The 23098-nt window shown below is 73.7% G+C and carries 25 protein-coding genes; 10 read left to right on the forward strand and 15 right to left on the reverse strand.

Annotated elements, in window-relative coordinates:
- Positions 1–6: 6 nt before the first annotated feature.
- Together ACIRPK_RS09575 and ACIRPK_RS09580 are read right to left on the reverse strand one after the other, a co-directional pair.
- Complete coding sequence (locus ACIRPK_RS09575; RefSeq protein WP_403035382.1) at positions 7–1737, reverse strand: hypothetical protein; 1731 nt, start codon at positions 1735–1737, stop codon at positions 7–9.
- Complete coding sequence (locus ACIRPK_RS09580) at positions 1734–2483, reverse strand: ABC transporter ATP-binding protein (protein ID WP_403035384.1); 750 nt, start codon at positions 2481–2483, stop codon at positions 1734–1736. Before ACIRPK_RS09580 ends, ACIRPK_RS09575 begins: the two co-directional genes overlap by 4 nt.
- Before the next feature lie 310 nt (positions 2484–2793).
- On the opposite strand from ACIRPK_RS09580, the gene ACIRPK_RS09585 reads away from it, so the two are divergent.
- The 4 genes from ACIRPK_RS09585 to ACIRPK_RS09600 all read left to right on the forward strand — a co-directional run bounded on the left by ACIRPK_RS09585 (position 2794) and on the right by ACIRPK_RS09600 (position 5628).
- Entirely contained in the window at positions 2794–2946 is a 153-nt protein-coding gene (locus ACIRPK_RS09585) for a hypothetical protein (RefSeq protein ID WP_403035386.1), read from the forward strand.
- 406 nt (positions 2947–3352) lie between these two features.
- A complete protein-coding gene (locus tag ACIRPK_RS09590) occupies positions 3353–3724 on the forward strand; it encodes a hypothetical protein (RefSeq protein WP_403035388.1) in 372 nt (123 codons plus the stop codon).
- A gap of 91 nt (positions 3725–3815) precedes the next feature.
- Positions 3816–4649, forward strand: a complete 834-nt coding sequence (locus ACIRPK_RS09595; protein WP_403035389.1) for a PIG-L family deacetylase — start codon at positions 3816–3818, stop codon at positions 4647–4649.
- An 85-nt stretch (positions 4650–4734) separates the two neighbouring features.
- A complete protein-coding gene (locus tag ACIRPK_RS09600) occupies positions 4735–5628 on the forward strand; it encodes an endonuclease/exonuclease/phosphatase family protein (protein WP_403035390.1) in 894 nt (297 codons plus the stop codon).
- 14 nt (positions 5629–5642) lie between these two features.
- Here the strand turns inward: ACIRPK_RS09600 and ACIRPK_RS09605 are convergent, their stop codons facing one another.
- From ACIRPK_RS09605 to ACIRPK_RS09635, 7 genes are all read right to left on the reverse strand, one after another.
- The gene (locus ACIRPK_RS09605) at positions 5643–6278 is read right to left on the reverse strand and encodes a class F sortase (RefSeq protein ID WP_403035391.1); all 636 of its coding nucleotides are present in this window, start codon (positions 6276–6278) and stop codon (positions 5643–5645) included.
- Between the two features lie 28 nt (positions 6279–6306).
- The gene (locus tag ACIRPK_RS09610; protein WP_403035392.1) at positions 6307–6975 is read right to left on the reverse strand and encodes a hypothetical protein; all 669 of its coding nucleotides are present in this window, start codon (positions 6973–6975) and stop codon (positions 6307–6309) included.
- A 258-nt stretch (positions 6976–7233) separates the two neighbouring features.
- Positions 7234–7479 (reverse strand): hypothetical protein, encoded by a 246-nt coding sequence (locus ACIRPK_RS09615; RefSeq protein ID WP_403035394.1) that lies wholly within the window; start codon positions 7477–7479, stop codon positions 7234–7236.
- 20 nt (positions 7480–7499) lie between these two features.
- Positions 7500–7664 carry a hypothetical protein gene (locus tag ACIRPK_RS09620; RefSeq protein WP_403035396.1) on the reverse strand — a complete coding sequence of 55 codons (165 nt, stop codon included), beginning with the start codon at positions 7662–7664 and terminating at the stop codon, positions 7500–7502.
- A 69-nt stretch (positions 7665–7733) separates the two neighbouring features.
- Positions 7734–8600 carry a hypothetical protein gene (locus tag ACIRPK_RS09625; RefSeq protein WP_403035397.1) on the reverse strand — a complete coding sequence of 289 codons (867 nt, stop codon included), beginning with the start codon at positions 8598–8600 and terminating at the stop codon, positions 7734–7736.
- Complete coding sequence (locus ACIRPK_RS09630) at positions 8597–9247, reverse strand: hypothetical protein (RefSeq protein ID WP_403035398.1); 651 nt, start codon at positions 9245–9247, stop codon at positions 8597–8599. The genes ACIRPK_RS09625 and ACIRPK_RS09630 overlap by 4 nt, the downstream gene beginning before the upstream one ends.
- Positions 9248–9701: 454 nt before the next feature.
- Positions 9702–9986, reverse strand: coding sequence for a hypothetical protein (locus ACIRPK_RS09635; protein WP_403035400.1), 285 nt, complete (start codon positions 9984–9986; stop codon positions 9702–9704).
- A 171-nt stretch (positions 9987–10157) separates the two neighbouring features.
- Between ACIRPK_RS09635 and ACIRPK_RS09640 the strand changes: the two genes are divergently transcribed.
- Entirely contained in the window at positions 10158–10490 is a 333-nt protein-coding gene (locus ACIRPK_RS09640; RefSeq protein WP_403035402.1) for a YkvA family protein, read from the forward strand.
- A gap of 6 nt (positions 10491–10496) precedes the next feature.
- Here the strand turns inward: ACIRPK_RS09640 and ACIRPK_RS09645 are convergent, their stop codons facing one another.
- The 3 genes from ACIRPK_RS09645 to ACIRPK_RS09655 form a co-directional block, all read right to left on the reverse strand.
- Positions 10497–11090: an NAD(P)H-dependent oxidoreductase gene (locus ACIRPK_RS09645; protein ID WP_403035405.1), complete on the reverse strand. Its 594-nt coding sequence runs from the start codon at positions 11088–11090 to the stop codon at positions 10497–10499.
- A gap of 106 nt (positions 11091–11196) precedes the next feature.
- Positions 11197–12444: an RNA polymerase sigma factor gene (locus ACIRPK_RS09650; protein WP_403035406.1), complete on the reverse strand. Its 1248-nt coding sequence runs from the start codon at positions 12442–12444 to the stop codon at positions 11197–11199.
- Between the two features lie 74 nt (positions 12445–12518).
- Complete coding sequence (locus ACIRPK_RS09655) at positions 12519–12893, reverse strand: YciI family protein (RefSeq protein ID WP_403035408.1); 375 nt, start codon at positions 12891–12893, stop codon at positions 12519–12521.
- A 348-nt stretch (positions 12894–13241) separates the two neighbouring features.
- Here ACIRPK_RS09655 and ACIRPK_RS09660 point away from each other — a divergent pair, with 348 nt between their 5' ends.
- Both ACIRPK_RS09660 and ACIRPK_RS09665 read left to right on the forward strand, forming a co-directional pair.
- Positions 13242–14279 carry an NlpC/P60 family protein gene (locus ACIRPK_RS09660; RefSeq protein ID WP_403035411.1) on the forward strand — a complete coding sequence of 346 codons (1038 nt, stop codon included), beginning with the start codon at positions 13242–13244 and terminating at the stop codon, positions 14277–14279.
- A 99-nt stretch (positions 14280–14378) separates the two neighbouring features.
- Positions 14379–14723, forward strand: coding sequence for a RidA family protein (locus tag ACIRPK_RS09665; protein ID WP_403035414.1), 345 nt, complete (start codon positions 14379–14381; stop codon positions 14721–14723).
- A gap of 91 nt (positions 14724–14814) precedes the next feature.
- On the opposite strand, the gene paaK is transcribed toward ACIRPK_RS09665, so the two are convergent.
- Entirely contained in the window at positions 14815–16158 is a 1344-nt protein-coding gene (paaK, locus tag ACIRPK_RS09670; RefSeq protein ID WP_403035837.1) for a phenylacetate--CoA ligase PaaK, read from the reverse strand.
- Positions 16159–16449: 291 nt separating this feature from the next.
- Here paaK and ACIRPK_RS09675 point away from each other — a divergent pair, with 291 nt between their 5' ends.
- Entirely contained in the window at positions 16450–17184 is a 735-nt protein-coding gene (locus ACIRPK_RS09675; protein WP_403035839.1) for an NPP1 family protein, read from the forward strand.
- A gap of 158 nt (positions 17185–17342) precedes the next feature.
- Here the strand turns inward: ACIRPK_RS09675 and ACIRPK_RS09680 are convergent, their stop codons facing one another.
- Positions 17343–17978: a DUF6629 family protein gene (locus tag ACIRPK_RS09680; RefSeq protein WP_403035416.1), complete on the reverse strand. Its 636-nt coding sequence runs from the start codon at positions 17976–17978 to the stop codon at positions 17343–17345.
- A 332-nt stretch (positions 17979–18310) separates the two neighbouring features.
- Here ACIRPK_RS09680 and ACIRPK_RS09685 point away from each other — a divergent pair, with 332 nt between their 5' ends.
- Together ACIRPK_RS09685 and ACIRPK_RS09690 are read left to right on the forward strand one after the other, a co-directional pair.
- Positions 18311–20194: an FAD/NAD(P)-binding protein gene (locus ACIRPK_RS09685; RefSeq protein ID WP_403035419.1), complete on the forward strand. Its 1884-nt coding sequence runs from the start codon at positions 18311–18313 to the stop codon at positions 20192–20194.
- On the forward strand, positions 20195–21448 hold the full coding sequence (locus ACIRPK_RS09690) for a putative PEP-binding protein (protein ID WP_403035421.1): 1254 nt from the start codon (positions 20195–20197) through the stop codon (positions 21446–21448).
- 42 nt (positions 21449–21490) lie between these two features.
- On the opposite strand, the gene ACIRPK_RS09695 is transcribed toward ACIRPK_RS09690, so the two are convergent.
- Positions 21491–22873, reverse strand: coding sequence for an FAD-dependent oxidoreductase (locus ACIRPK_RS09695; protein WP_403035423.1), 1383 nt, complete (start codon positions 22871–22873; stop codon positions 21491–21493).
- Positions 22874–23098 lie beyond the last annotated feature (225 nt).

Below are 23098 nucleotides of genomic sequence, written 5' to 3' on the forward strand. Positions count from 1 at the left end.
ACCGCGCTAGGCGGTGCTCTCCCCGGGGCGGGCCTTGCTCATCTTCACGGCCCTGGCCTGTGCCCAGCGCAGCAGCAGGACCGCGATCACCAACGCCATCAGGGCGGCCCGGCCGACCGGCCCGGCCGACCCGGCGCGCAGCGCCGAGGAGAACAGCGGCGTCAGCACCGCCACGCCGACGGCGGGCCCGGCCGCGTACCAGGCGGCGAACAGCACCGGGCCCGTCCCGCCGCCCGCGCCCTGCGCCGGGGAGAACATCAGGTCCTTGCGCAGCACCCCTCGGCAGGCGTTCACCAGCCCCGCCGCGACCAGCGCCGGCGCGGCGGCCGGGGCGAGCCAGGCCGCCGGACCGGTGCCCGCCGCCAGCAGCGCCCCGGTGCAGGCCAGCCCGAGCAGGACCGCGGCCAGCGTCGGGACGATCGCATGACGCAGCATCAGACCGGCGAACGGGTACGGCGACCAGGAGGCCCGCCGGACGTCGTCCGTCTCGATCCGGGCCGGCTCCAGCAGCTGTGCGACGGCCAGGTAGCCGAACACCAGCGCCACGGCGGTGGCCAGCCAGGACAGCCCGCCGGTGGCACCGTGCGCGAGGACGGCGCAGAGCGCCGCGGGCACCGTCAGCACCACCGCGCGGCCGAGCCGGGCCGGGGAGCGGAGCAGCGCGAGGGTGTCCCGCCACGGCACCACCAGCCAGGCCCGCCGGGGCGCCGGCAGCCGGACCCGGCGCTGCCGGGAGCTGCCGTTGGCGCTGTTCACCGCCAGTCGCGCGCTGCGCAGTTCGACCGTCCGGAGCGCGGCCAGCACCCCGGCGGCCGTCCTGGCCCGCTCCCGGAGCCGGGCCAGTGGCACCGTCGCGGCGGCCCGGTCGGCGAGCACCAGGGCGGCGGCGGTCGACGCCAGCAGCAGTCCGGCGGCCACCCAACCGCCCGCCACGGCGGCCGGGGTCGGCGCCAGGGCGGCGATCGCGGCCCAGCCCCACGGGCCCGACCACAGCTCGACCGACTCCAGCCACGCCACGGGGTGACCGGCGACGGCCAGCCCGCTCTGCACCGCGAGCGCGAGGATCAGCAGGGTCAGGTACGGGGTCAGCCGGCGCACCCAGCGGGCGGCGCGGTCGCTGCGCTCCACCACCAGCGCGGCGCAGGTGGCCAGCAGCGGCATGCCGAGCCCGCCGAGCAGGCACCAGCCGAGCGCGGCCGGCAGGCCGGCCCGGACGGTCAGCCCGAGCGCGACCATGCCGCCGACCGCCGCCACCAGGCCGGGGAAGGCGGCCACCGCGCAGGACAGCCAGAACCACGGTCGGAGCACCGGGCGCGGCCGGACCGGGTGGATCAGCAGCCAGTCGGCCGCCGCCCGGGGCGGCACCACCGGGCCGCGCCACAGGCCGTCCCGGACCAGCAGCAGGAAGGTGGCCAGCCCGATCGCGGTGATGCCGGCGGGCATCGCGGCGAGCAGGTCGCCGCCGTGGCCGGTGTAGTCGGCGCCCATCGACGCCTGCAGGAACAGGCCGAGGCTGGGCACCCCGCCCCAGATGATCAGGATCAGCACCACGCAGTAGACCGCGAAGCCCACCGACTTGGCGCGGCTGCGCCGGTGCGGGGCGCGCAGGGCGCGCAGCAGGGCGAGGGTCTCGTCGGTCCAGTCGTCGTCGTCCGTCCAGGGCTCGACGGCGGACTCGGACTCGACGGCGGGCTCGGCGTCGGCGTCGGCCTCGGCCGCCGGGTGGGCGGTGGTCACCGGGCACCCGCCGAGCCTGCGGCGGTGCGGGCGGCGAACTCCGCCGCCAGGACCTTGCGGGTCGCACCCTGCTTGAGGATCTTGCCGTCCTCCAGCACCACCACCCGGTCGGCCACGTCCAGCGCGAGGTCGGTGTGGTGGGTGACCAGCAACACCGCGACGCCGTCAGCCAGTTCGCCCTTGAGCAGTTCGGCGAGGTGCCGCCGGGCGTCCGGGTCGAGGCGCTGCTCGGGCTCGTCCAGCAGCAGCAGGTCGCGCGGGCGCACCAGCGCGCAGGCCAGCAGCAGGGCCTGCATCTGCCCGGAGGAGAGCGCCGAGGGGAGTGCGTCGGCGCGTTCGGTGAGCATCCGGTCGGTGAGCACCTGGGCGACCCAGTCGGGCGCGTCGGCGACGCCGTGGGCGACGGCGACCAGCAGCAGGTGCTCACGGACGGTCAGATCCGGGTAGCAGGCGACGGTGTCGCCGACCACCGCCACCCGGGCCCGGACCCGGGGGTCGTTCTCGTCCATCGGGATGCCGTCGAAGCGCACCGTGCCCTTGCTGGGCGCGTCGCGGCCGGCCGCGACGCGGAGCAGGGTCGACTTGCCCGAGCCGTTGTGCCCGAGCAGCGCGACACACTCGCCGGCGGCCAGCGACAGGCTCACGGGGTGCAGCACCTCCCGCTCACCGTACGAGCGGCTGACGCCGGTCAGTTGCAGCAGGGCCTTGCGGGCTGCTGCGCGTGGTTCGGCGGCGTTCTTGACCATGGGGGAGGGCGCCTCTCAACGGGTTGTCCGCCCACAGTACCGACCGGTCGGCGGCCGGTCCGACGAGGGCCGCACCGACCCGGATCCGGCGGGACGCCGCGTGTTCCACCGGTGACACCCCGGATCCGGCTGTGAGACGAACCACAGCCGCCCGCCGGTCCCGGCGCCAACTGCCGCCGCACCGGCGGACCACCACCGCGGCCGGAGTCCGGTGCGGGTCGGAAATGATCTGGCTGCGCGCCATGTCCCAGCACACGGACACCCCGGGTGCCCCGGGCGGCCGGCCGCCCCTTCCGCGCCGGTCCTGGTGGTGAACCAGAAGGCCGAGCTGATCGAGCCGACCGACGAGTACGCGGTCTCCGACCAGCGGGGCGCCACCCTCGGCTCGGTGGCCCAGGTCGGTCGGAGCGCACTGCGCAGGTCGCCGACCCGCTGCTCAGCCTGGTCGTGGCGACCGCGCTGACCGTGGACCCCACTGAAGCAGGACGCCCGCGGTTTCGGCTGGCCACACCGCGCGCCGGTCCGGGCCCCTTCCTCCGCACGTCGGAGGACGAGGCTCCCACGCACCCCGAGCCGTCACCCGAAATGCATCCGATCTTGTCGTTCCGGTCTGGCATGATCTCGCTCCGTGCCCACAACGACCCCACGCGAGCGGGAGCGCCGGTGCCGTTCGGCCAGGCCGACCAGGACCGGGTGGAGGCCGAACTCGCCCACGCCCGCGAGCGGGTGGGCCGGGATCTGCTGGCCGGCTGACCCGGCCCCGGCGGAGCAGCGGCCGCGACCGGTACACCCTCGGACGCGGCGGATAATGGGCAGGGCAGCGGGCCGGCCGGGCCGGCGGTACCGAGCGGGTGGAAGGCGGAGCGCGGATGGGCGGGCTGACGGAGGGTCGGCGGGTACGGCTGGCGGAGGACCTCGGGATCGGCGAGGCGGTCTCCGGATCGGCCGTGGTCGGCTTCCTCGCCCTGGGCGCCGGACTCGAGGGCACCGTGGAACGGGTCAACGGCGAACTCCCGGAGCGCGAGGCGGTCCGCGAGTACCGGCGGCTCAAGGCCCTGTTCGAGGACTACGGCCACACCATGCCGACGGAGAGCCGCAGGCGCCTGGAGGGCGAGATCGCCGCCTTGGAGCCGGAGTGGGCGGCCTTCCGGGAGCAGGGGAACCGGGTGACGGTGCGGGTCCGCTTCGACAACGGCTTCGTCCTGGACGGGGCGCACGAGGACGTGCTCGTCCCGGTGTGACCCCGGCGCGTCCCACGGGCCGCGTACTGATCGACTGACCGGACCCGGCCGCCGACGCGGCGGGCACCATTCGAACCGGAGGATGTTTTCCATGGTTGACCGGCCCCTGACCCTGATGGCGGTCCACGCCCACCCCGACGACGAGGCCACCGGGACGGGCGGTGTCCTGGCCCGCTACGCCGCGGAGGGCATCCGCACCGTCCTCGTCACCTGTACCGACGGCGGGTGCGGTGACGGACCGGGCGGCGTGAAGCCGGGGGAACCCGGGCACGACCCGGCGGCCGTCGCGGCGATGCGCCGCCGGGAACTCGAAGCCAGCTGCGAGGTGCTGAACATCGGTCACCTGGAGCTGCTGGACTACGCCGACTCCGGGATGATGGGCTGGGCCGCCAACGACGCGCCCGGTTCCTTCTGGCGGACACCGGTGGCGGAGGGTGCCGCCCGCCTGGCCGAGCTGCTGCGGCAGTACCGGCCCGACGTGGTGGTGACCTACGACGAGAACGGCTTCTACGGCCACCCCGACCACATCCAGGCGAACCGCATCACCACGGCGGCGCTGGAGCTGACCGACCTCACCCCGAAGGTGTACTGGACCACGATGCCGCACTCGACGATGCGGCGGTTCGGCGAGGTCATGCGCGAGCTCGGGGACACCGGCGGGCAGCCGGAGTCGGAGGAGGACTTCGAGTTCCCCGAGATCGGGCTCCCCGACGAGGAGATCCGCACCTGGGTGGACACCGCGGCGTTCAGCGCCCAGAAGTTCGACTCGCTGGCCGCGCACGCCAGCCAGGGCGAGAACATCTTCTTCCTGAAGATGGGCCTGGAGCGGTTCACCGAGCTGATGGGCGTGGAGACCTTCGTCCGGGTCCGGGACACCACCGGCGCGGCGCTGCCCGAGGACGACCTGTTCGCCGGTCTGCGCTGATCCCCCGTCGACTGTCCGGCCCGGTCCGGGCCGGGCGGTCGTCCCCCAACACCTGTGACCGGTAGCGCTGTTGTAGCGTCTGACCGTGATCGACTCCGCGCCGGTGCGCCTGGCCACCTTCAACGTCCTGCACGGGCGGCAGGCCGGGGCCGACGGCCGGCCGTCGACCGCCCCCGGCAGCGCCACCGTGGGCCCGCTCCTCGACGCCGTCGCAGCCCTGGACGCCGACGTGGTGGCACTTCAGGAGCTCGACCGCTTCCAGGACCGGTCCGGCTCCGTCGACCAGGCCCGGGCGATCGCCGAGGCGACCGGCGCCACCGACTGGCGGTACGTCTCGGCCCTGCACGCCCGCTCGCGGCCGGGCCGGATCTGGGAGCCCGACCGGTCCGAACCGGGGATGCGGGTGTACGGCCCGCCGGGTACCGGGCACGACGGCACGGCTCCCTCCCACGGCGTGGCGCTGCTGACCTCCCTGCCGGTCCTGGCCTGGCGGGCCCGCCGGTTCACCGCGCCTCCCGTCGCCCTGCCGGTGGCCGGGCGGGCCGGTCTCACGGTGATCCGCGACCGGCCGCGCGCGGCCCTGGCCGCCGTGCTCCAGGGACGGCGCGGCCCGTTCACGGCGGTGGCGCTGCACCTGTCGTACGTCCCGGGGTGGAACGTCCGTCAACTTCTCGCCGTGCCCGGCTGGATCGCCGACCTGCCCCGGCCGCACGTCCTGCTGGGCGACTTCAACCTCGGCGGCGCGATCCCCACCGCCGCCCTCGACGCGGCCGGTCTGCTATCCCGGTCGCGGTCCGCGACGCCCCGGGCGGCCTGGCGTTCGGCGGCCCGGGTCCGGACCTTTCCGGCGCACCGGCCCCTGGTGCAGCTCGACCACGTCCTGGTGGCCGGCCTCGATCTGTTCCGGCCCGCTCCGATGCGCGCACCCGGAATGCCGATCTCGGACCACCGGCCCTTGGTGGTCGAGCTGCCGCTGTAGTCCGGTCGCCCCACTCACCGTGAGCCGGTCAGATGGGCGAACAGGATGACATTTCCAATGTATTCACGTTCCGCCCGGTTGAAGCGCCCGCCGCACGTGATGATGCGCAGTTCGGCGGCCGATGTCGGACCGTGGACCAGGGAATTCGGAAATTCCTTCCGGGAAAACGTGCGGACGTCGTCCACGGTGAATACGGCCGTACCACCGTCGAGCCGGGTGATTTCGACCACGGCCCCGGCCGGGACGCCGGCCAGCGACCAGAAGACGGCGGGCCCGTGGACCGTGTCCACGTGTCCCGCCAGCACGGCGGCGCCCGGCGCACCCGGGGTCGGGGAGTCGCGCAGCCAGCCCACCGTGCCGGGCAACGAGTACGGCGGCAGCTCCGGCCCGCCCCGGTCGTCGGTACCGAGCGCCAGCAGCGGCGCATCGACGCCGATCGAGGGGATCGCGAGGTGCAGCGGGGTGGACGGGGCCAGCGGGGCGAGCCCGGCGGGCGAGGGCGACGTGCCCTGAGGGTCCGTCACCCGGGCGGCGGGCCGCACTGCGGCGGCCACCGGGGCGCCTGAGACCTGCGCCTCCGGCCCCGGATCGTCCTCGCCGGCGGCTCCGGTCAGGGCGACCAGGAGCACCGCGCCGGACAGTGCCGCCATCGCCCGCCGACCACGGCGCGGCCCCCGTTCAGGCACCGGGCACAGCTCGGCCACCGCCTGCGGCCCGGCCCCGCCTGTGCCGCAGCAGCCGCAGCGCGGCCGCGCCGACGGCCCCACCGGTCAGCGCGATCGCCCCGTACCCGGCCAGGGTCGGGGGACCGCCCACCGGCTGGGAGCCGCCGCCACCGCCGGTGGCGGGCGCCGCCGGGGTCACCACGGTGACGGTCCCGTCCGTCACCGGGCGGCCCTGGCAGGTCGCGGTCACCGGGTACGTCCCCGGGGGCAGGTCGGCGGGCAGCACGAGCTGGCCCCCGGGGCTGCCGGGCGGCAGCTGCACCGGCGCGGGCACCGCCGGGGACGACAGGGTCACACCGCCGTCGGGGCAGGGTGTCCCGACATTGACCAGCACCGTCCCGCCCGGGTGCGTGGTGGGCGGGTCCACCGTCATGGGCACCGGCACGGGCGGTACCGCCGCGGCTGGGACCGGGCCGGGCCCCGCCGGGCCGCCGGGATCGGCCGGATCGGCCGGATCCGGCTCGGCCGGCTTGGCCTTCGGCGGCTCACCGCACCGGATGGGGTGGGTGGCGCACCACCCGGGCGGCATCCCGTCCCGGGGCGCCGCGAAAGCCGACCCACCCGTACCCAGGAATGCCGCGGTCACCGCGGCACCCGCCAGTCCCACAGCGAACTTGGCCATCTCCGAGCCCCTTTCACAACCGAAGCCGAGTCCGACCCGGGGTCGGACTCGGCTCGCACATCGGACGTTTACGCAATGGTTGCGAAATTACCGCCCCGGCCAAACCCCGGCTCCCTCGGTTGCCGATGACCGACACCCGGCTGGAGTGACCGTTCAACCCGCTCGGCTCAATCCGTCCGCAGGGCAGGACTCCACCATCTGATTCGTTCACGAATCATTGATCAGCGGCCCACTCTGATCTCCTGGGCGAAGCGGGGTTTACCGCACTGCGAACCAGGCCACCACCAGGGTGCCGAGGGCGGAGAGGGCGGCCCAGACGACGGTCGTACGGTGCCCGATCGGGACGGGCGGGTGCGCGGGCGGGTGCTCGCCGACACCGGCGACGGCTCCCCGGTCCGCGGTGACGATGTTGATCGTGGCATGGGCCCCGGCGGTGACGTTGAGGGCCTGGCGTGCGGCGAGGTCGATCAGCTCGGGGGTGGGGCGCTGCTCTTCTTCGGGCATGGCTGCTCCCGGACGACGGGTCAGGGCGTGCGGTGCAGGTACAGGATCGCGCGGAGCCGGCGGGCCTGGTGGCGGCGTTCGGCGGTGCGAGCCGATCGGGCGGCGAGCGAGATGGCGGCCAGTACGGCCGCGTACCCGAGGCCGAGGACGGTCATCGCGAGGATGCCGGGCTCAAGGATGAACATCGTGGTGGTCCCGGTGGTCGGAGGTGGTGCCCGGCGGACGGTCGGGGCCGGGCACCACCGGGGAGGGCCTCAGCAGTGGCCGACGAGGTCGGCGAGCTGGGGGGCGATCCGGCGGTCGGGCCGCTCGGCGATCTCGTCGAACCAGCCGGAGTCCCCGCAGACCACCAGGTTGTTGACCATCTCGGCGATCACCACGGGCGAGCACGCGCTGCCACCGTGCTGCTGCTCCGTCACGGCGGGCACGGCCCGGTGGTAGCCCGGCACCGCAGGCAGGCTCGGCGGCAGGGCGTCGCCGATGCCGTCGGTGCTGCCGCACGCTTCGACGAACCACCAAGCGGCGTCGGACATCTCACCGCGCTGGAGGTGGTGCAGGTGCATCGCGAAGGCGGCGTTGCGGTCCCCCGCCCCGGCCGCGATCTTCCACCAGAAGCTGGCGCTGACGGGGTGTCCGGCCAGGTGGAGCAGGTAGCCGAAGAGCAGCGCCCCGCTGATCTCGGTGTCGAGGTCGTCGTCGCTGAAGATGGTGTTCTCGGCCTGCACCTCGTACGGGTCGTCCTGGTCGCGGCTGGCGAACCGGGACAGCAGGTTCAGCGCCTTGGGCCTGGCGATCGCCTGTCGGGCCATCTGGTTCAGGCTCTTCCGGGCGCGGTTGTACTCGTGCCACCAGGCGGGCCGCTCGTAGCTGCCGGCCTGGTGCCGGGCGACGGTGGCGGAGATCCGGCGCAGTGCGTCGCCGATGCGGTCGCCGCTGGGCACCGGAGCCTGCTCGGGCAGCTGGGTGAGGTTGAGGAACTCGCCGACGATCTGGTCGCGTTCGGCCGGGCGGGTGCGGTGACCGGTGCCGAGGAAGCCGGTCTCCAGCAGGTGCTCGACGTCCCGGTCGTGGTCGGCGAGACGGTTGTCGGCGGGTCCGCCACCGTTCGGGTCGATGGTCACCGGCGGGCTCCTCTGCTGGGGCTCTCGGACTGGGTGGGCTTGAGCAGCTTGCGGCGCTGCAGGACGGTCCTGAGGTGCGTCATGGCCTTGTCGTAACTGCGGTCGACGGTGGCGGGATGGACGGCCAGGACGCTGGCGGCGAACAGGGTGGTGCGGCCCATCAGACGCTTGAGCACGACGGTGTCGAACTCCCGCTGGGTCAGCCGGCCGAGCGCCTGGTAGAGACCGACGTCGCTGTCCTCGGCGTCGGGGTCGTACAGGAGTTGTCGCATCTGGTCGAGAATCTGCCGGGCCCGACCCAGACGGTCACGGACGTCCGTCTCGATGCCCCGGCAGATGACCCGCACCCGCACGGCGGAGGTCAGCATCGACCAGCAGTGGTCCTCCAGGTTGGGCGAGCGGAGGATCCTGGGCCAGTCGATCGCTATCTGCGAGAACACCTCGACGGCTACCTCGGTCGCGGTGTGCCGGTCCGCCAGCATCTCGACGGCGAAGCCCACGAAGAAGTCGTAGTTGGTCAGCACGTAGGCTTCGAAGTCGACGGGCAGGTTGTCCACCGGGCTCTCCACCCGGGCACCCCACACGGTGACCTCGGGCTCGGGGTCGGGCGCACGGAAGGGACCAACCGGGGTCGGGTCGTCGGTCACTTAGGCCTCCCAGCCCGGGTACCCACTGCGAGTCCTGCCCGCACCACCCGACCGGACCCGCAGCTCGTTCGTTCTGCGCTGGCGCTTCCATCGCTGCGGACCGGGCTTGACCGAGGAGGTGTTCATAACGTTCCTGATTCGTCGAGGGTTGAGGTGCGATCGGTTCGTTCCGGCCTTGTTTCGGCCTGGTTCCAGCAAACCAAGCGACCGCGTCTGTTCACGCACGCCGAAACCACCGATTTCGCCGATCAGCCAACGATCATGACGGGCCGTCAGGTCACCGGCCCGTCAGATCGCCTCGCGCACTGGGGTTTGCCCAGCTCATGGGAGTACCCGACGACGGTCACGCAGACCGCCCGGCCGGCCACCTCGGGCGCCGGAGGTGACGGGAGTCACACTCCCCGGGCCGGACGGTGGTGCGCGCACGACGGCCGGCCGGCCGGGGCACCGGTGATCACCTGATCGGGGCACGGCTCCGGCCCGCTGCCCGGCCGATGAGGTTGCCGACCACCACGTAGACGACGGCCGCGATGCCGTAGTCGAGCAGCACCTGGAGGGTGTGCCCGGAGACCGTGAACAGCCCGCGCGACCAGCCGGCCAGCCAGTCGGCGGCCGAGTGGAACCAACTCACCACCGTGTTCCCCTGGTTGGCGTCGAGCAGGTCCATCAGGATCCAGATGACCAGGATGCCTGCGACGATGTGGGCGACTGCTCTGATGATCGAATGGATGCCTCTCATGGCCCCCGTCTGCCCGCATCGGCGCCGATGAACCAGCAACGGCGCGGCCAACTGGCCTGACTCGCCCAGGCGTTGTCACCCCACGGGCACAGCGCGGAGACCTGCTGTGCACGGTCCGCCGAAAGTAGGGCAGGCTGCTGGAGAGCGAACGCTACGAGTGGAGGTGGCCGGGTGACCGGCAGCGAGGTGTTCTGGTGGGTGGCGGGCGGAACGGTGGTCGCGGTCACCCTGGCGACGGCGGTCGTGCTGGTGGTCAAGCTGGTCCGGGCCAAGAAGATGCTGGGGGCGACCGGCATCCCGATGTCGAAGAAGGTGCTGTTCTGGGCGGCCATCGTCTACCTGGTCAGCCCGGTGGACCTGTTGCCCGACCCGATCCTGCTGGACGACATCGGCTTCCTGCTGTTCGCCCTGCGCTCCCTCACCCAGGCCGGCGCGGCGGGCGCCGACGGCACCGGGGCGGCCGCCGTCCCGCCGTCGAAGCGGCCGCCCGAGACCTTGGCGTAGCCGCGCTCAGCCCAGCAGCGCGGCCGCCTCCCGGCGTACGTCGTCCAGCCAGGCCGCCCGTTCGGCGGCGGTCGAGTCGCCGACGGTCCGCAGGACCACCCGGCGCACCTCGCCGACCCCGACGTACGGCAGCACGCAGGCAGCCCAGATCCGCTCCAACGGGTCGCCGAACTCGTCCCGCTCCCGCTCGGCGGGCGTGTCCGAGGTGTTGAGCACGAGGGCCCGGCCGGCCTTCAGCAGTCCGGCGGGCTCCCCTTCCGCAGCGCCCAGCTTGTAGGCGACGCCGGGGGCGAGCACCCGTTGCACCCAGCCGGTGAGGACGGCCGGCGGCATGCCCCACCAGTTCGGGTGGACGAAGACCAGGGCGTCCAGCGTGCCCACCTCCGTCCGGTGCAGCGCCACCTGCGGATCCTGCGCGGCGTCCGCCGCCCCGACCGTCCCCGTCTCCTCGGCGGACAGCAGCGGCCCGAACCCCTCGGCGTACAGGTCGTGCGCCACCACCTCGGCTCCCCGCTCCCGCAGCTCCCCCACCACCGCGTCGTACATCGCGTGGTTGAAACTCCCCGGTCGCGGATGTGCGAGGTACACCCCGATGCGCATGTCTCTCCCCCGGTGGCTCGGCCGTCGTCGACCACCGTACGGACCGGCCGCGTTCCCGCCCCACCCGGGGTCGGCCGCAGCACGTCCGCACCGGCCCGACGGACCGTCACCCCCCGCGCGCGGCCCGGCCCAGCAGGAGGTCCCGCTCCCGGGTGTTCCGGGCCAGCGCGGCGGCCCGCTCGAACTCGGCCCGGGCCTCGGCGGGCCGGCCCAGCCGCTCCAGCAGGTCGCCCCGGACGCTGGGCAGCAGGTGGTAGTCCCGCAGCGCGGGCTCCGCCGCCAGCGCGTCCACCAGCTCCAGGGCCTGCGCCGGCCCCTGGGCGTAGGACAGCGCGACCGCCCGGTTCAACTCCACCACCGGGGACGGGTTCAGCCGGGCCAGCCGGGCGTACAGCCCGGCGATGGTCACCCAGTCGGTGTCCGCCCAGTGCGGGGCGAGGGTGTGGCAGGCGGCGATCGCGGCCTGCAGGGTGTACGGACCGGCCTCCGGCCGCGACACTCCGGCCCGGGCCAGGGCCGCCGCCCCACGGCGCATCAGCAGCCGGTCGAACCGGGCCCGGTTCTGCTCGGCCAGCAGCACCGGCTCGCCGTCCGGCCCGGTCCGCGCCGCGAGCCGCGCGGCCTGGAGCTCCACCAGCGCGGCCAGTCCGTGCACCTCGGGCTCCTCGGGCATCAGCCCGGCCAGCACCCTGGCCAGCCGCAGCGCGTCCTCGCACAGGGCCGGCCGCAGCAGGTCGTCACCGGCGGTGGCGGCATACCCCTCGTTGAAGACCAGGTAGATGACCTCCAGCACGGAGGCCAGCCGCCCGGCCCGGTCCGCACCGACCGGGACCTCGAACGGCACCTTCGCGGCGGCGATGCTCCGCTTGGCCCGGACGATCCGCTGCGCCACCGTCGGCTCGGCGGCCAGGAAGGCCCGGGCGATCTCGGCTGTGGTCAGCCCGCCGACCAGACGCAGCGTCAGCGCGATCCGGGCCTCCGCCGAGAGGACCGGATGGCAGGCGGTGAAGACCAGCCGCAGCAGGTCGTCGTCGATGTCGTCCGGCTCGGCCACCTCCGGCGGCGGCACGTCCTCCAGGGTGCGGCCCACCTCGGCCAGCTTGCGCGCGTAGACCTCCCGACGGCGGACCAGGTCGATCGCGCGGTTCTTCGCCGCCGCCGTCAGCCACGCCCCCGGCCGGTCCGGGACGCCCGTCCGCGGCCACTGCTCCAGCGCGGCGACCACCGCGTCCTGGGCGATCTCCTCGGCGATGCCGACGTCCCGCACGATCCGGGTCACGGCGGCGATGATCCGCGCCGACTCGATCCTGAACACCGTCTCGACCGCCGTCGCGTCCCACTCCGTCACGGTCACCCATCAGAGCAGCCCCGGCCGGGGTGGGGCAAAGCGGCGCGCGGGCCGCTCTGCCCCACCCGGAACCGCACGGGTCAGGCCGAGGGCAGCTGCGGCGCCTCGTCGAACTGCCGGACCTCCGCACCGACCTCCCAGCCCACCGGGTGGGTGGCCAGGAAGCGCCGGGTCCACTCCACGGCCTCCGCCATGTCCTTGCACTGGAGCATCGCGTACCCACCGACGACCTCCCTGGCCTCGGTGAACGGGCCGTCGGTCAGGCTCAGCGCACCACCGGACCACTTCACCCGGACTCCTTCGGAGGTCGGCTTCAGCCCGTTGGTCTCCAGCATCACCCCTGCCTTGGTGATCTCCTCGAACAGCGCGCCCATCCGCTCCTCGAAGCCGGGATCGGCCTCGAAGGCCGCGGCCTTCTGCTCGTCGATACGGATCAGTGTCAGGTAACGCGGCACGGTGCACTCCTCAAGCCCGGAAGCGGGGCCGTTCCCCGCCTCTCACCCGTACGTCGAACGGGGACCGACCGAATCGACACTCCACCGGAAAGAAATTTCCCGCCACCCAGCGGGCGCCCTTCCCCGTGCGGAGCCGGGAAGGGAAGCCCCGCGTGCCCGGCCGGGCAGACCTGACTGCCCCTGCGGCCCACCCCGGTCACTGACGGCCCGTCAACCCGCCCTCCGGCCGGACCGGTTCGAGAACCGGAGTGGACGCGGAGCAGGGACTTCACTACGGTCAGACGTCAACCAACGATCCGGATCATCACTCGAACAGATGAGGCCGGCCGGGCAGAAGGAGCACCTCCCTTGGCTTCCCACCGCCGCCCCAAGCAGCCGAGCCGGGCCCAGGTCTCCGTGCTGACCGCTGCCGCAGCGACCGTGGTCGCCCTCTCCGCGCAGTCCGGCGCCCAGGCGACACCGGCCAAGCCCGGCAAGGACGAGGTCAAGGTCCAGGTCGACGCCCTGTACGAGCAGGCCGAGGCGGCCACCGAGCGGTTCAACGGCGCCAAGGAGCGGACCGAGCAGCTGCGCAAGCAGGCCGACCAGCTCCAGGACCAGGTGGCCCGCAGCCAGGAGCAGCTGACGACCCTGCAGAGCGGCCTGGCCGCCGAGGCCGCCCAGGAGTACCGGGACGGCGGGGTGGACCCGACCGTCGCCCTGATGCTCTCCTCCGACCCGGAGAACTACCTGACCAAGGCCTCCAGCGTCGACCAGGTGAACCGGACCCAGGCCGAGACCCTGAAGTCGCTCCAGGACCAGCAGCGCCGCCTCGACCAGCAGAAGCAGGAGACGGCCGCCGTCCTGGCCGAGCTGGACCGCAACACCCAGACGCTGAACAGCACCAAGACCGAGGTGCAGCAGAAACTCCAGGAGGCGCAGAAGCTGCTCAACCAGCTCAGCGTGGCGGACCGGACTGCGATCCTGCGCGGCTCCGACGGCGCCGCCTCCCGCAGCTCCTCCCGGGTCGACCCCGCCTCGCTCCCCTCGGCCGGCGGCTACGCCGCGGTCGCGGTGCAGACCGCGCTCGCCCAGCAGGGCGACCCGTACCTGTGGGGCGCCGGCGGTCCCGACAAGTTCGACTGCTCCGGCCTGATGGTCTACGCCTACGCGAAGGCCGGCGTCTCGCTGCCGCGCACCTCGCAGGCCCAGGCCGGCGTGGGCACCAATGTCGGCACCGACTGGCACAACGCCCTGCCCGGCGACCTGGTGATCTACAAGTCCGACCGGAGCCACGTCGGCATGTACATCGGCAACGGCCTGGTGGTGCACGCCCCGCGGGCCGGCGACGTGGTCAAGGTGATGCAGGCCGACGCCATCAGGATCAACACCATCCGCCGGGTCTGAGACCGACCGGCCGACGCCCCCGGTTTGGACACCCCCGACGGCCGCTCGGCGGCGCCGGTACCATCGGCGCTCCTGAACGGCACTAGCGAAGGCACGTCCATGATCCAGCGGTTCGGCAGCAGCAAGCGCATGAGTGAAGCCGTGGTGCACAACGGCACGGTGTACCTGGCCGGCCAGGTGGCCGACGACCTCACCCAGAACGTCGAGCTGCAGACCAGGACGGTACTGGCCACCATCGACCGCCTGCTGGCCGAGGCCGGCAGCGACAAGAGCCGGATCCTCCGCGCGGAGATCTTCCTCGCCGACATCTCCGACTTCGCCGCCATGAACCTGGCCTGGGACGCCTGGGTGCCCGCCGACGCCGCTCCCGCCCGGGCCACCGTGCAGGCCGCGCTCTACCGCCCCGAGGTCCGGGTCGAGATCGTCGTCACCGCCGCACTCTGAGCCACCCGCTCCGGGGCCGGCCACCGCCGGCCGGCCCCGGAGCGAGCCCGCCCGGGGTCCGCCGGCCGGGGTGCCGACCGGGCGGCAAGCGTCAGCCGGTGCGCAGGTCGTGGACGCGCCGGATCTTGCCGACCGAGCGCTCGATGGTGTCCGGGTCGACCACGGTCACCTCCACCGAGACGCCGACGCCGTCCTTGACGCTCCGGGCGATCTCGGCCGCCGCCGCGGTGCGCTGGTCGGGCGTGGCGCCGGGACGGGCCTCGACGACCACCGCCAGGTGGTCCAGCCGGCCCCGCCGGGTGATCCGGAGCTGGAAGTGCGGCGCGACGGCGGCCGTCCGGAGCACGATCTCCTCGACCTGGGTCGGGAAGATGTTGACGCCCCGGATGATGATCATGTCGTCGCAGCGTCCGGTGACCTTCGCCATCCGCCGGAAAGCCGGACGGGCGGTACCGGGCAGCAGCCGGGTCAGGTCACGGGTCCGGTACCGGATGATCGGCAGGGCCTGCTTGGTCAGCGAGGTGAACACCAACTCGCCGCTCTCGCCCTGCGCGAGCAGCTCGTCGGTGAGCGGGTCGACCACCTCGGGGTAGAAGTGGTCCTCCCAGATGTGCAGCCCGTCCTTGGTCTCCACGCACTCCTGCGCCACGCCGGGGCCGATCACCTCGGAGAGTCCGTAGATGTCCACCGCGTCGATGTCCAGGCGCCCCTCGATCTCCCGGCGCATCGCCTCCGTCCACGGCTCCGCCCCGAAGATGCCGATCCGGAGCGAGGTGCTGCGCGGGTCGACGCCCTGCCGCTCGAACTCGTCCAGCAGGGTCAGCAGATAGGACGGCGTGATCATGATGATCTCGGGGCGGAAGTCCTGGATGATCTGCACCTGACGGGCCGTCATCCCGCCGGAGGCCGGGATCACCGTGCACCCCGCGCGCTCGGCGCCGTAGTGCGCCCCGAGCCCGCCGGTGAACAGGCCGTAGCCGTAGGAGATGTGCACCTTGTGCCCGGGCCGGCCGCCCGCCGCGCGGATCGAGCGGGCCACCACGTCGGCCCACATGTCCAGGTCGTCCTGGGTGTAGCCGACCACCGTGGGCCGCCCGGTCGTCCCGCTCGACGCGTGGATCCGCCGGATGTCTGCCTGCGGCACGGCGAACATCCCGAACGGGTACGACGCGCGGAGATCCGCCTTGGTGGTGAACGGGAACCGGCTCAGGTCGTCCGGACTGCGGCAGTCCTCCGGCCGCACCCCGGCGGCGTCGAACTTGCGGCGGTACAGCTCGACGTTGTCGTACGCGTGCCGCAACGTCCAGCGCAGACCGGCCAGCTGACGCTCGCGCAGCTCCGCCGGGCTCAGCCGCTCCCCGGCGTCCAGCAGCTCGGCGGGCAGCGGCTCCCCCAGGCGGGGTGCGAGGGCCGGGGCGGTCGGCTCGACACTCATGGGCTCCATGCCTTTCTCCGTCCCGGCCACCGGATTCCGCCCGATGAACCGACCGGACATTCGGTTGGCTTGCTGCCTCGTCAACCAATCAAGCTTTCGAGCCGCCTGTCAAGGGATGACGCATGTTCACGCCCGGAGCACCGGGCCTTGCCCCGAGGGCACTACAGTGGCCCACCGGGGTTGCCCAGCCCACCCCGTGGCACCTCACCACCCCTTTCCCGCCAAGGAGTTGATGTGCGCAGCCCGCTCTCACCGGCCCCCCGCCCGGCCCGTCACCGGCGGTCCGCAGCCGTGTGCCTGCTCAGCGCCGCCGCCCTCGCCCTGGCGGTCCCCGGCGTCGCGCACGCCGGAGTCATCCAGTCGCTCCCGCAGAACGCCGACGGGCTGGAGCAGTCCTTCTCCCCCGCCTACGACTACGACCGGGACGGCTGCTACGCGACCGCCGCGATCAGCCCCGACGGCACCCTCAACCCCGGGCTGAAGCTCGGCGGGGGCGTGAACGGGCACTGCCGCGACTACGCCCAGCTCGCGAACGCCAACACGTACTCGCGCGAGAAGTGCAACAACGGCTGGTGCGCGGTCGTGTACGCGAGCTACTTCGAGAAGGACCAGGCCACCCTCGGACCGGCCGCCATCGGGCACCGTCACGACTGGGAGCACGTGGTGGTGTGGATCAACGACAACCAGGTCCGGTACGTCTCGACCTCGCAGCACAGCGGCTGGAAGTGGTACCCGAGTTCGCAGGTGCGCTTCGACGGGACACACCCGAAGGTCGTCTACCACAAGGACGGCGCCTCCACCCACTTCTTCCGGCTCGCGAACGGCAACGACGAGCCGCCGGAGAACACCACCGGCGGCTGGTTCTACCCGCGCCTGGTCGGCTGGGGCGGCTACCCGGCCGGCCTGCGCGACCGGCTCACCACCGCCGACTTCGGCTCGGCGACGATCAAGATCACCGACAGCACCTTCAACGACGCCCTCAACAACTCCAAGCCCGCCGGCCTCCCGTTCGACCCGTACGCCTGAGACCGACGGGGCCGCTGCCGTGCCGCGCCACGGCAGCGGCTCCGTCGGCGTTCCGGCCTCAGCTCCCCAGCGGCCGGCACCCGGAGTCGACCCCGTTGAGCGACCAACCACCCCGGCCCGGCGCGCACTTCTGCACCCCGTCCCGTGCGAGCAGCTGCTCAGGGAGCGCGGACGCCCGCCGGCCCCCGGACCCAGCGCAGCAGCAGGACACTGACCAGCGCGGCCAGCGCGCACCAGGTGGAGGCGAAGGCGGTCCGCCAGAGGACCGCACAGACCAGCGCGCCCACCGCCATCGCCCACCCGAGCCGGCGCAGCTCCGCGTCGGGGCCGGCCACCAGCGGGCCGAGGGTGGCCACCAGGTAGCCGGCCAGCAGCAGGGGTGCCAGCGGGAGGCCGACCGCGTAGCTGAGGGTGTGCCCGTGGGCCTCCGCCGTGACGGGGCCGGTCAGGATCGCCACCGTGAGCGGCACCGCGGTGGCCGCTCCGAGCACCAGGAACGGCAGCAGACGCCGGGGCCGACCGGCGGCGCACCAGACGCCGACCGGCACCATCACCGCCAGCACCGGCATCGCGATCAACGCCCAGACGAACCGAGCGGCCTGAGCGACCGTCGGGTCGACCCGGCCCTCACCGCCGAGCCAGACCACGGCCTCCACCAGCTGGTGCACACCCAGCAGCAGCGGCAGTGCCGCGAGCGCCAGCTGCCGCCGGTGCCGCACCCCGCTCAGGCACGCCACCCCGAGGCCCGTGACGACGGTACCGGCGACCAGATCCGCCTCGGCGCTCCAGCACATCGGCTCCTCCCAGCGGCCATGATCGCTGGTCCACGGTAAGCCGACACCCCGCCCCGGGCGGTCCGACCCGCCGACCTGGAGCTTCCCCTCCTTCGCCGCCGCTCCCCGGCCACCAGCTCGCCACTCGGCACCCAGCCGCACCACCGGCCCCAACTCGACACCAGCACAAGCGATCTGACCCGGCATCACCCTGGACAACCCACCGTGCGGCCACCCCCGTCTCCCCTAGCCTGGTGGCCGGACACCCCGCGTCCGCCCGGCCGGCGACCGGGCCCCGGAATCGAACGCGACCGCCGCGCCACGTCCCCACCCCTCACACCGGAGGCTTCACCATGAGTCGAACAGGCATGTGCCCCAGGGTGCTCGTCGTCGGTGCGGGCCTGGCCGGCACCGCCACGGCGATCCGCCTGCTCCGCTTCGCGCGCAGCCCGCTCGAGGTGGTCCTGCTGGAGCGGCGGTCCGACTACCGGAACGCCGGGGTCGCGTACCACCGGGACGGCAATCCCTGGGACCACGTCTTCAACATCCAGGCGGGCCGGATGTCGGCGTTCCGGGAGGACGTCCTCGACTTCGTCCGCTGGGCCAACCACGAGGCCGACCGCCGGGGCTGGCCCGAGCCCTGGGCCGGACTGGAGTTCGTCGAACAGGGGCCGGCACCCCGGCGGATCTTCCAGGACTACCTGGCCGACCGGCTGGCCGAGGCCCGGCGGGAGGCCGGCCCGGGTGTGGTGCTGATCGAGGCGGACGGCGAGGCGGTCGACCTGGAGATCCGCCCCACCGGGGTCGAGGTGACGGTCCGGCAGCTCAGCACGGGCGGCCGACCCGCCGGCGAGGGCCCGGAGGCGGCGGTGCTGCTCGCCGACCACGTCGTGCTCGCCACCGGCCTCGAACAGCGCGATCCACCCTTCGCCACCGGCGTACGCGGCCACGCGGCCTTCGTCCGGAACCCGTACTCCGCCTCCGCCGTCAGCAGGCTGGAGGCGCTGCCGCCGGAGGCCACCGTCGCGATCGTCGGCTCCGTGCTGAGCGCGTACGACTCGGCGGGCCTGCTGCTGCGGCGCGGCCACACCGGGCGGATCCACCTGATCTCCAGGACGGGCACGATGTTCCGGACCTACCCCGGCGGTCACGAGCACGGGGTGGTGCGACTCCCCTGTCCGAAGACGCTGCTGGAGCCGTACCGGAACCGGGAGGAGTTCCTCGGCCGGGTCAGGACCGAGTGGGAGACGGCCTGTTCGGCGGTGACCCGGGAGCACCCCGAGGTCGACCCGGTGGTGGTCGCGGAGCGGGTGGCCAAGGCCTGGGAGCCGCACCTGCCGGAGGCGATCGACCGGATTCCCTCGGCCGAACTGCGCGGCCTGCTGGACGAGTTCGGCACCGCCATCGCGGCGTTCCGGGTCGGTGCGGTGGAGTACACGATGTCCGTCATCGAGCGCGCCCTGCACCCGGCCGACGGGCCGGTGCGGCTGGTCGTCGGCCGGGTGGCGGAGATCGCGCCGACCGGCTCCGGGCGGCTGGCCGTCTCGGTGGTCGCCCCGGCGCAGCGGCAGACCATCGAGGCCGATCTGGTGGTCGCCAACTTCGGCCGGGAGTCGGACTACCTCCGGGTCGGCCAGGCCCTCTGGCGGAACCTGCTCCGGAAGGGGATCGCCGTCCCGCACGCCCGCACCGGGCGCGGCCTGGAGGTCGACGGCCAGGGCGCGCTGCTGACCGCCGAGGGCGAGCCCGCCGGGCCGATCTCGGCGGTCGGCGTCCTGCGGGAGGGCGACGAGATCGTCCGGAACGGCCGTACCGGGGCGTTCACCTTCAATCTCGCCGCCATCAAGAACCACTCGATCGCGGTCGCCGCGCGGGCGATCGAGCAAGTGGAACTGCGCGAAGAAGATCTGGCCCGAAACATGGCTCAATTGCACGGCCATCTCGGCAACATTGAGGAAGCGACCCGGACGGGCTTCGAGGACGCTGTTCTCCTGGAGGCGAAGAGGTTGGCCACCCGGACCCGAAATGAGCGGGAACTGCTCGACGCCCGTCTGGACGCCCAACTCAGGTCCGTGGGCGAACTCCTGACCCTCCCGATGGACGCCTTCCGGTCCGACCGCCTGATCAGGGCGGCCGTCAACCGGGCGGCCGTCGAACGACTCACCGACATCTCCGTGACGCCACGACAGCTGCGCCGACAACTGGGACTGGCGGACGCCGAGGATCTGGAGGACTAGTTGAACGGGCGACGGATTCAGGGATTCCTGCTGACCGGTGGCACGCAGAACGTCTTGCACGGCACCTGCAACCGCACCAGAACCCCGCGCGAGGGATCCATCCTCGTCGCCCCTTCCCTGGAAGCCGGCCTGTACGAGGCGATCGTGGCGGCGAGAGCGGTCGTCTGCGGTTCCGGTGGGCTGACCGGCCACATGCAGTCGCTCTGCCGGGGCCGGGGAATCCCGGTGCTCCGGGTCGACCAGGCCGATCTCGCCGACCTGGTCGGTGAGGTGACGCTGCATCTGGAGAGCCAGTCGATCGTCCTCGGGTCCGCTCCGGGCACCGGGGACGCCGGCCCGGACGGCGGCACCCCCTCGGTGGACGACCTGGGCTCGGCCTGCGCGGTCATCGCCGACCTCCAGGACATCGAGACGGTGAACGCCTGCGGCCCGAACGCCAAACGGGTCGAGTCCTTCTTCATCCGGGAGGAGTTCCTCTGCCTGGCGGCGGGCCTGCGGCCGCTGGACGCCCTGGCCGGCGGCCCGGCCGCGATCGCCGCCTACGGGCGGGCCGTCGCGGACCGGCTGTGCGCCTTCGCCGAGGCGCTGCTGCCCGACCAGCGGCTGGTCCTGCGGCTGCTGGACCTCCGCTCCGACCACGCCGCCGGCGTCACCGAGCTGGCCGCCGTCGCGGTCGAGCCCAACCCCGAGCTGGGCCTGCACGGCGCCCGCTGGCTGCTGGGGTCGGCCGAGTACCGGGACGCCCTGCACACCGTGCTCGGCGCACTGCGCGAGCGGCTCGGCGAGGGCGCCCGCCGGGTGCACCTCTCGGTGCCCTTCCTCAACGACGCCGAGGAGTTCGCCCAGCTCAGGGCCCACCTCCGGCTGCCGCCCGAAGTGGCGCTCTCCGCCTTCATCGAGACCCCCGCCGCCGTGCACGCCACCCCGGCGATCTGCGCGGCCGGCGCGGGCGAGCTGTTCGTCGGGGTGAAGGACCTGGTGCAGTTCTACCTGGCCGCCGACCGGGGCAACCACCTGGTGGCCGAGTCCTACCAGACCCGCCACCCGGCGGTGCTGGACGGCGTCCGCCGGGTGGTGGAGTCCGCCCGCGCCGCCGGCACCCCGGTCCGGGTCTTCGCCCTCGGCGCGGACCTCGCCCACTACCTGCGGAACCTGCCCACCCCGGACGGTTTCATGATGTGCACCGCCGAGCTCCGCCAGGTGCTGCTCCGGTCCGCCCCCGACTTCTCCACCCCGACGGGACGGGCGGCCTGACCAGGCCTCAGCCGTCCTTCCGGAGCGTCCGCCCTCACCCCGTCAGGCCCCCGTGGCCTGCGCCGAGGGCGGACGCACCGCCGCCCGCGCCCCGGCACCGCCCGACGGCCCGCGCAGCACCCGGCGCAGCACCTTCGGCGCGAACAGCCCCTGCGGCGGCGAGCTGAGGTTGGCCACCGTCAGGAACGCCCGCGCCACCTCCGGGTCCACCGCCGCCACCCGGTGCAGCCGGGCCACGTAGCGGTTGAGCAGCCGCACCCGCAGCGTCCGCCGGCCCTCCACGAACGGGAACCGCAGGTCGCCGCCGACCGACATGTCCCACGGCACGCTGACGGCCTGCGCCGCCCGCCGGAAGTACTCCCGGACCGCCGCCGGACCGCTCCCCCGGGCCAGGCAGTCCCGCAGCGCGACCGCCTGCAGGGCGGCGGCCGTCATGCCCTGCCCGTACGAGGGGTTGAACTGGCAGAGCGCGTCGCCGAAGACCAGGTAGCCCGCCGGCATCCGGTCGATCCGCTCGTAGCGGCGCCGTACCGACACCGGGATGCGCATTGCCAGCGGCTCCGTCAACGGCTCCAGCCGCTCCAGCAGTTCGTGCAGCTCCGGCACCGGCAGCCGCTCGGCGAACCGGTGGAAGCCGGCCGGGTCCACCGGCGGGACGTCCCCGTTCATCCCGAACAGCGTCACCAGCCAGCGGCCGCCCTCCGCGCTCAGCGCGACCCCGCCGCGCGGCACCGACGCCGAGGCGCCCACCAGGTACGCGTCGGCCGCCGCCTCCCCCGGCCGCCGCCGGTACTCCCGCGACACGTACACCACCTTGGAGTCGACCCGGTCCTCCGGCGCCGCCTCGTACCCCAGCCCGGCCAGCCAGGCCACCCCCCGGTTGCTGCGCCCGGTGGCGTCCACGAACAGGTCGGCCGCCACCGTCTGCGGCTCGGCGTTGACCCGCAGCAGCCGGACACCGGTGATCCGGCCACCGGCCTTCTCCGCCACCGGTTCCAGCACCTCGCAGCGGTCCTGGATCTCCACCCCGTCCAGCGCCGCCACCCGGGTGCGCAGATACGTCTCCAGTGCGGGCCGGCTGACCATCAGACAGGGCAGCGCCGAGTCCCCGCCGCTCATCCGGTGCCCGTCGTTGAACCACCGCACGTCCGCCTGCGCGTCCCGGACCAGTGCGCCCTGCCCGACCAGGTCGTCCCCGAGACCGGGGAAGAACTCCTCCAGCACCTCGAACCCCCGCGACAGCAGCCCGTGCGCGTGCCGGCTCTGCGGCACCCCCCGGCGCGGCCCGCCGCCCTGCGGCAGCGCGTCCCGGTCCACCAGGGTGACCCGCTCGTACGTCTCCGACAGCACCCGGGCCGCCAGCAGCCCCCCGATACCCGCCCCCGCCACGACCGCGTGGCCACCTGGTCCGCTGCTCTCCGGCATGCTGTCCTCCTCGTCCCCGGCGTTACGGGGACAGCATGGCGGTCCTGACTCGGCATCCGATTGCCATCCGATTGCCGCGCCCGTCGGAGCCGTCCCGGACAGCGGTCGGGCCCCCCGGGGGGGGGGGGGGGGGCCCCCCCCGGGGGGGGGCCCCGGGGGGGGGGGGGGGGGGGGGGGGGGGGCGGGGGGGGGGCGGCGCGCCCCCCCCCCCCCCCCGACCAGGGC

Source organism: Kitasatospora sp. NPDC101801 (assembly GCF_044766665.1).
Lineage (GTDB): Bacteria > Actinomycetota > Actinomycetes > Streptomycetales > Streptomycetaceae > Kitasatospora.

What these genes read in the sequence shown, in the direction of transcription:
- ACIRPK_RS09580 (WP_403035384.1), bottom strand. Translation starts at nt 2,483, where the DNA reads ATGGTCAAGAACGCCGCCGAACCACGCGCAGCAGCCCGCAAGGCCCTG.
- ACIRPK_RS09590 (WP_403035388.1), top strand. Translation starts at nt 3,353, where the DNA reads ATGGGCGGGCTGACGGAGGGTCGGCGGGTACGGCTGGCGGAGGACCTC.
- ACIRPK_RS09595 (WP_403035389.1), top strand. Translation starts at nt 3,816, where the DNA reads ATGGTTGACCGGCCCCTGACCCTGATGGCGGTCCACGCCCACCCCGAC.
- ACIRPK_RS09605 (WP_403035391.1), bottom strand. Translation starts at nt 6,278, where the DNA reads ATGGCGGCACTGTCCGGCGCGGTGCTCCTGGTCGCCCTGACCGGAGCC.
- ACIRPK_RS09610 (WP_403035392.1), bottom strand. Translation starts at nt 6,975, where the DNA reads ATGGCCAAGTTCGCTGTGGGACTGGCGGGTGCCGCGGTGACCGCGGCA.
- ACIRPK_RS09615 (WP_403035394.1), bottom strand. Translation starts at nt 7,479, where the DNA reads ATGCCCGAAGAAGAGCAGCGCCCCACCCCCGAGCTGATCGACCTCGCC.
- ACIRPK_RS09620 (WP_403035396.1), bottom strand. Translation starts at nt 7,664, where the DNA reads ATGTTCATCCTTGAGCCCGGCATCCTCGCGATGACCGTCCTCGGCCTC.
- ACIRPK_RS09635 (WP_403035400.1), bottom strand. Translation starts at nt 9,986, where the DNA reads ATGAGAGGCATCCATTCGATCATCAGAGCAGTCGCCCACATCGTCGCA.
- ACIRPK_RS09645 (WP_403035405.1), bottom strand. Translation starts at nt 11,090, where the DNA reads ATGCGCATCGGGGTGTACCTCGCACATCCGCGACCGGGGAGTTTCAAC.
- ACIRPK_RS09665 (WP_403035414.1), top strand. Translation starts at nt 14,379, where the DNA reads ATGATCCAGCGGTTCGGCAGCAGCAAGCGCATGAGTGAAGCCGTGGTG.
- paaK (WP_403035837.1), bottom strand. Translation starts at nt 16,158, where the DNA reads ATGAGTGTCGAGCCGACCGCCCCGGCCCTCGCACCCCGCCTGGGGGAG.
- ACIRPK_RS09680 (WP_403035416.1), bottom strand. Translation starts at nt 17,978, where the DNA reads ATGTGCTGGAGCGCCGAGGCGGATCTGGTCGCCGGTACCGTCGTCACG.
- ACIRPK_RS09685 (WP_403035419.1), top strand. Translation starts at nt 18,311, where the DNA reads ATGAGTCGAACAGGCATGTGCCCCAGGGTGCTCGTCGTCGGTGCGGGC.
- ACIRPK_RS09695 (WP_403035423.1), bottom strand. Translation starts at nt 22,873, where the DNA reads ATGCCGGAGAGCAGCGGACCAGGTGGCCACGCGGTCGTGGCGGGGGCG.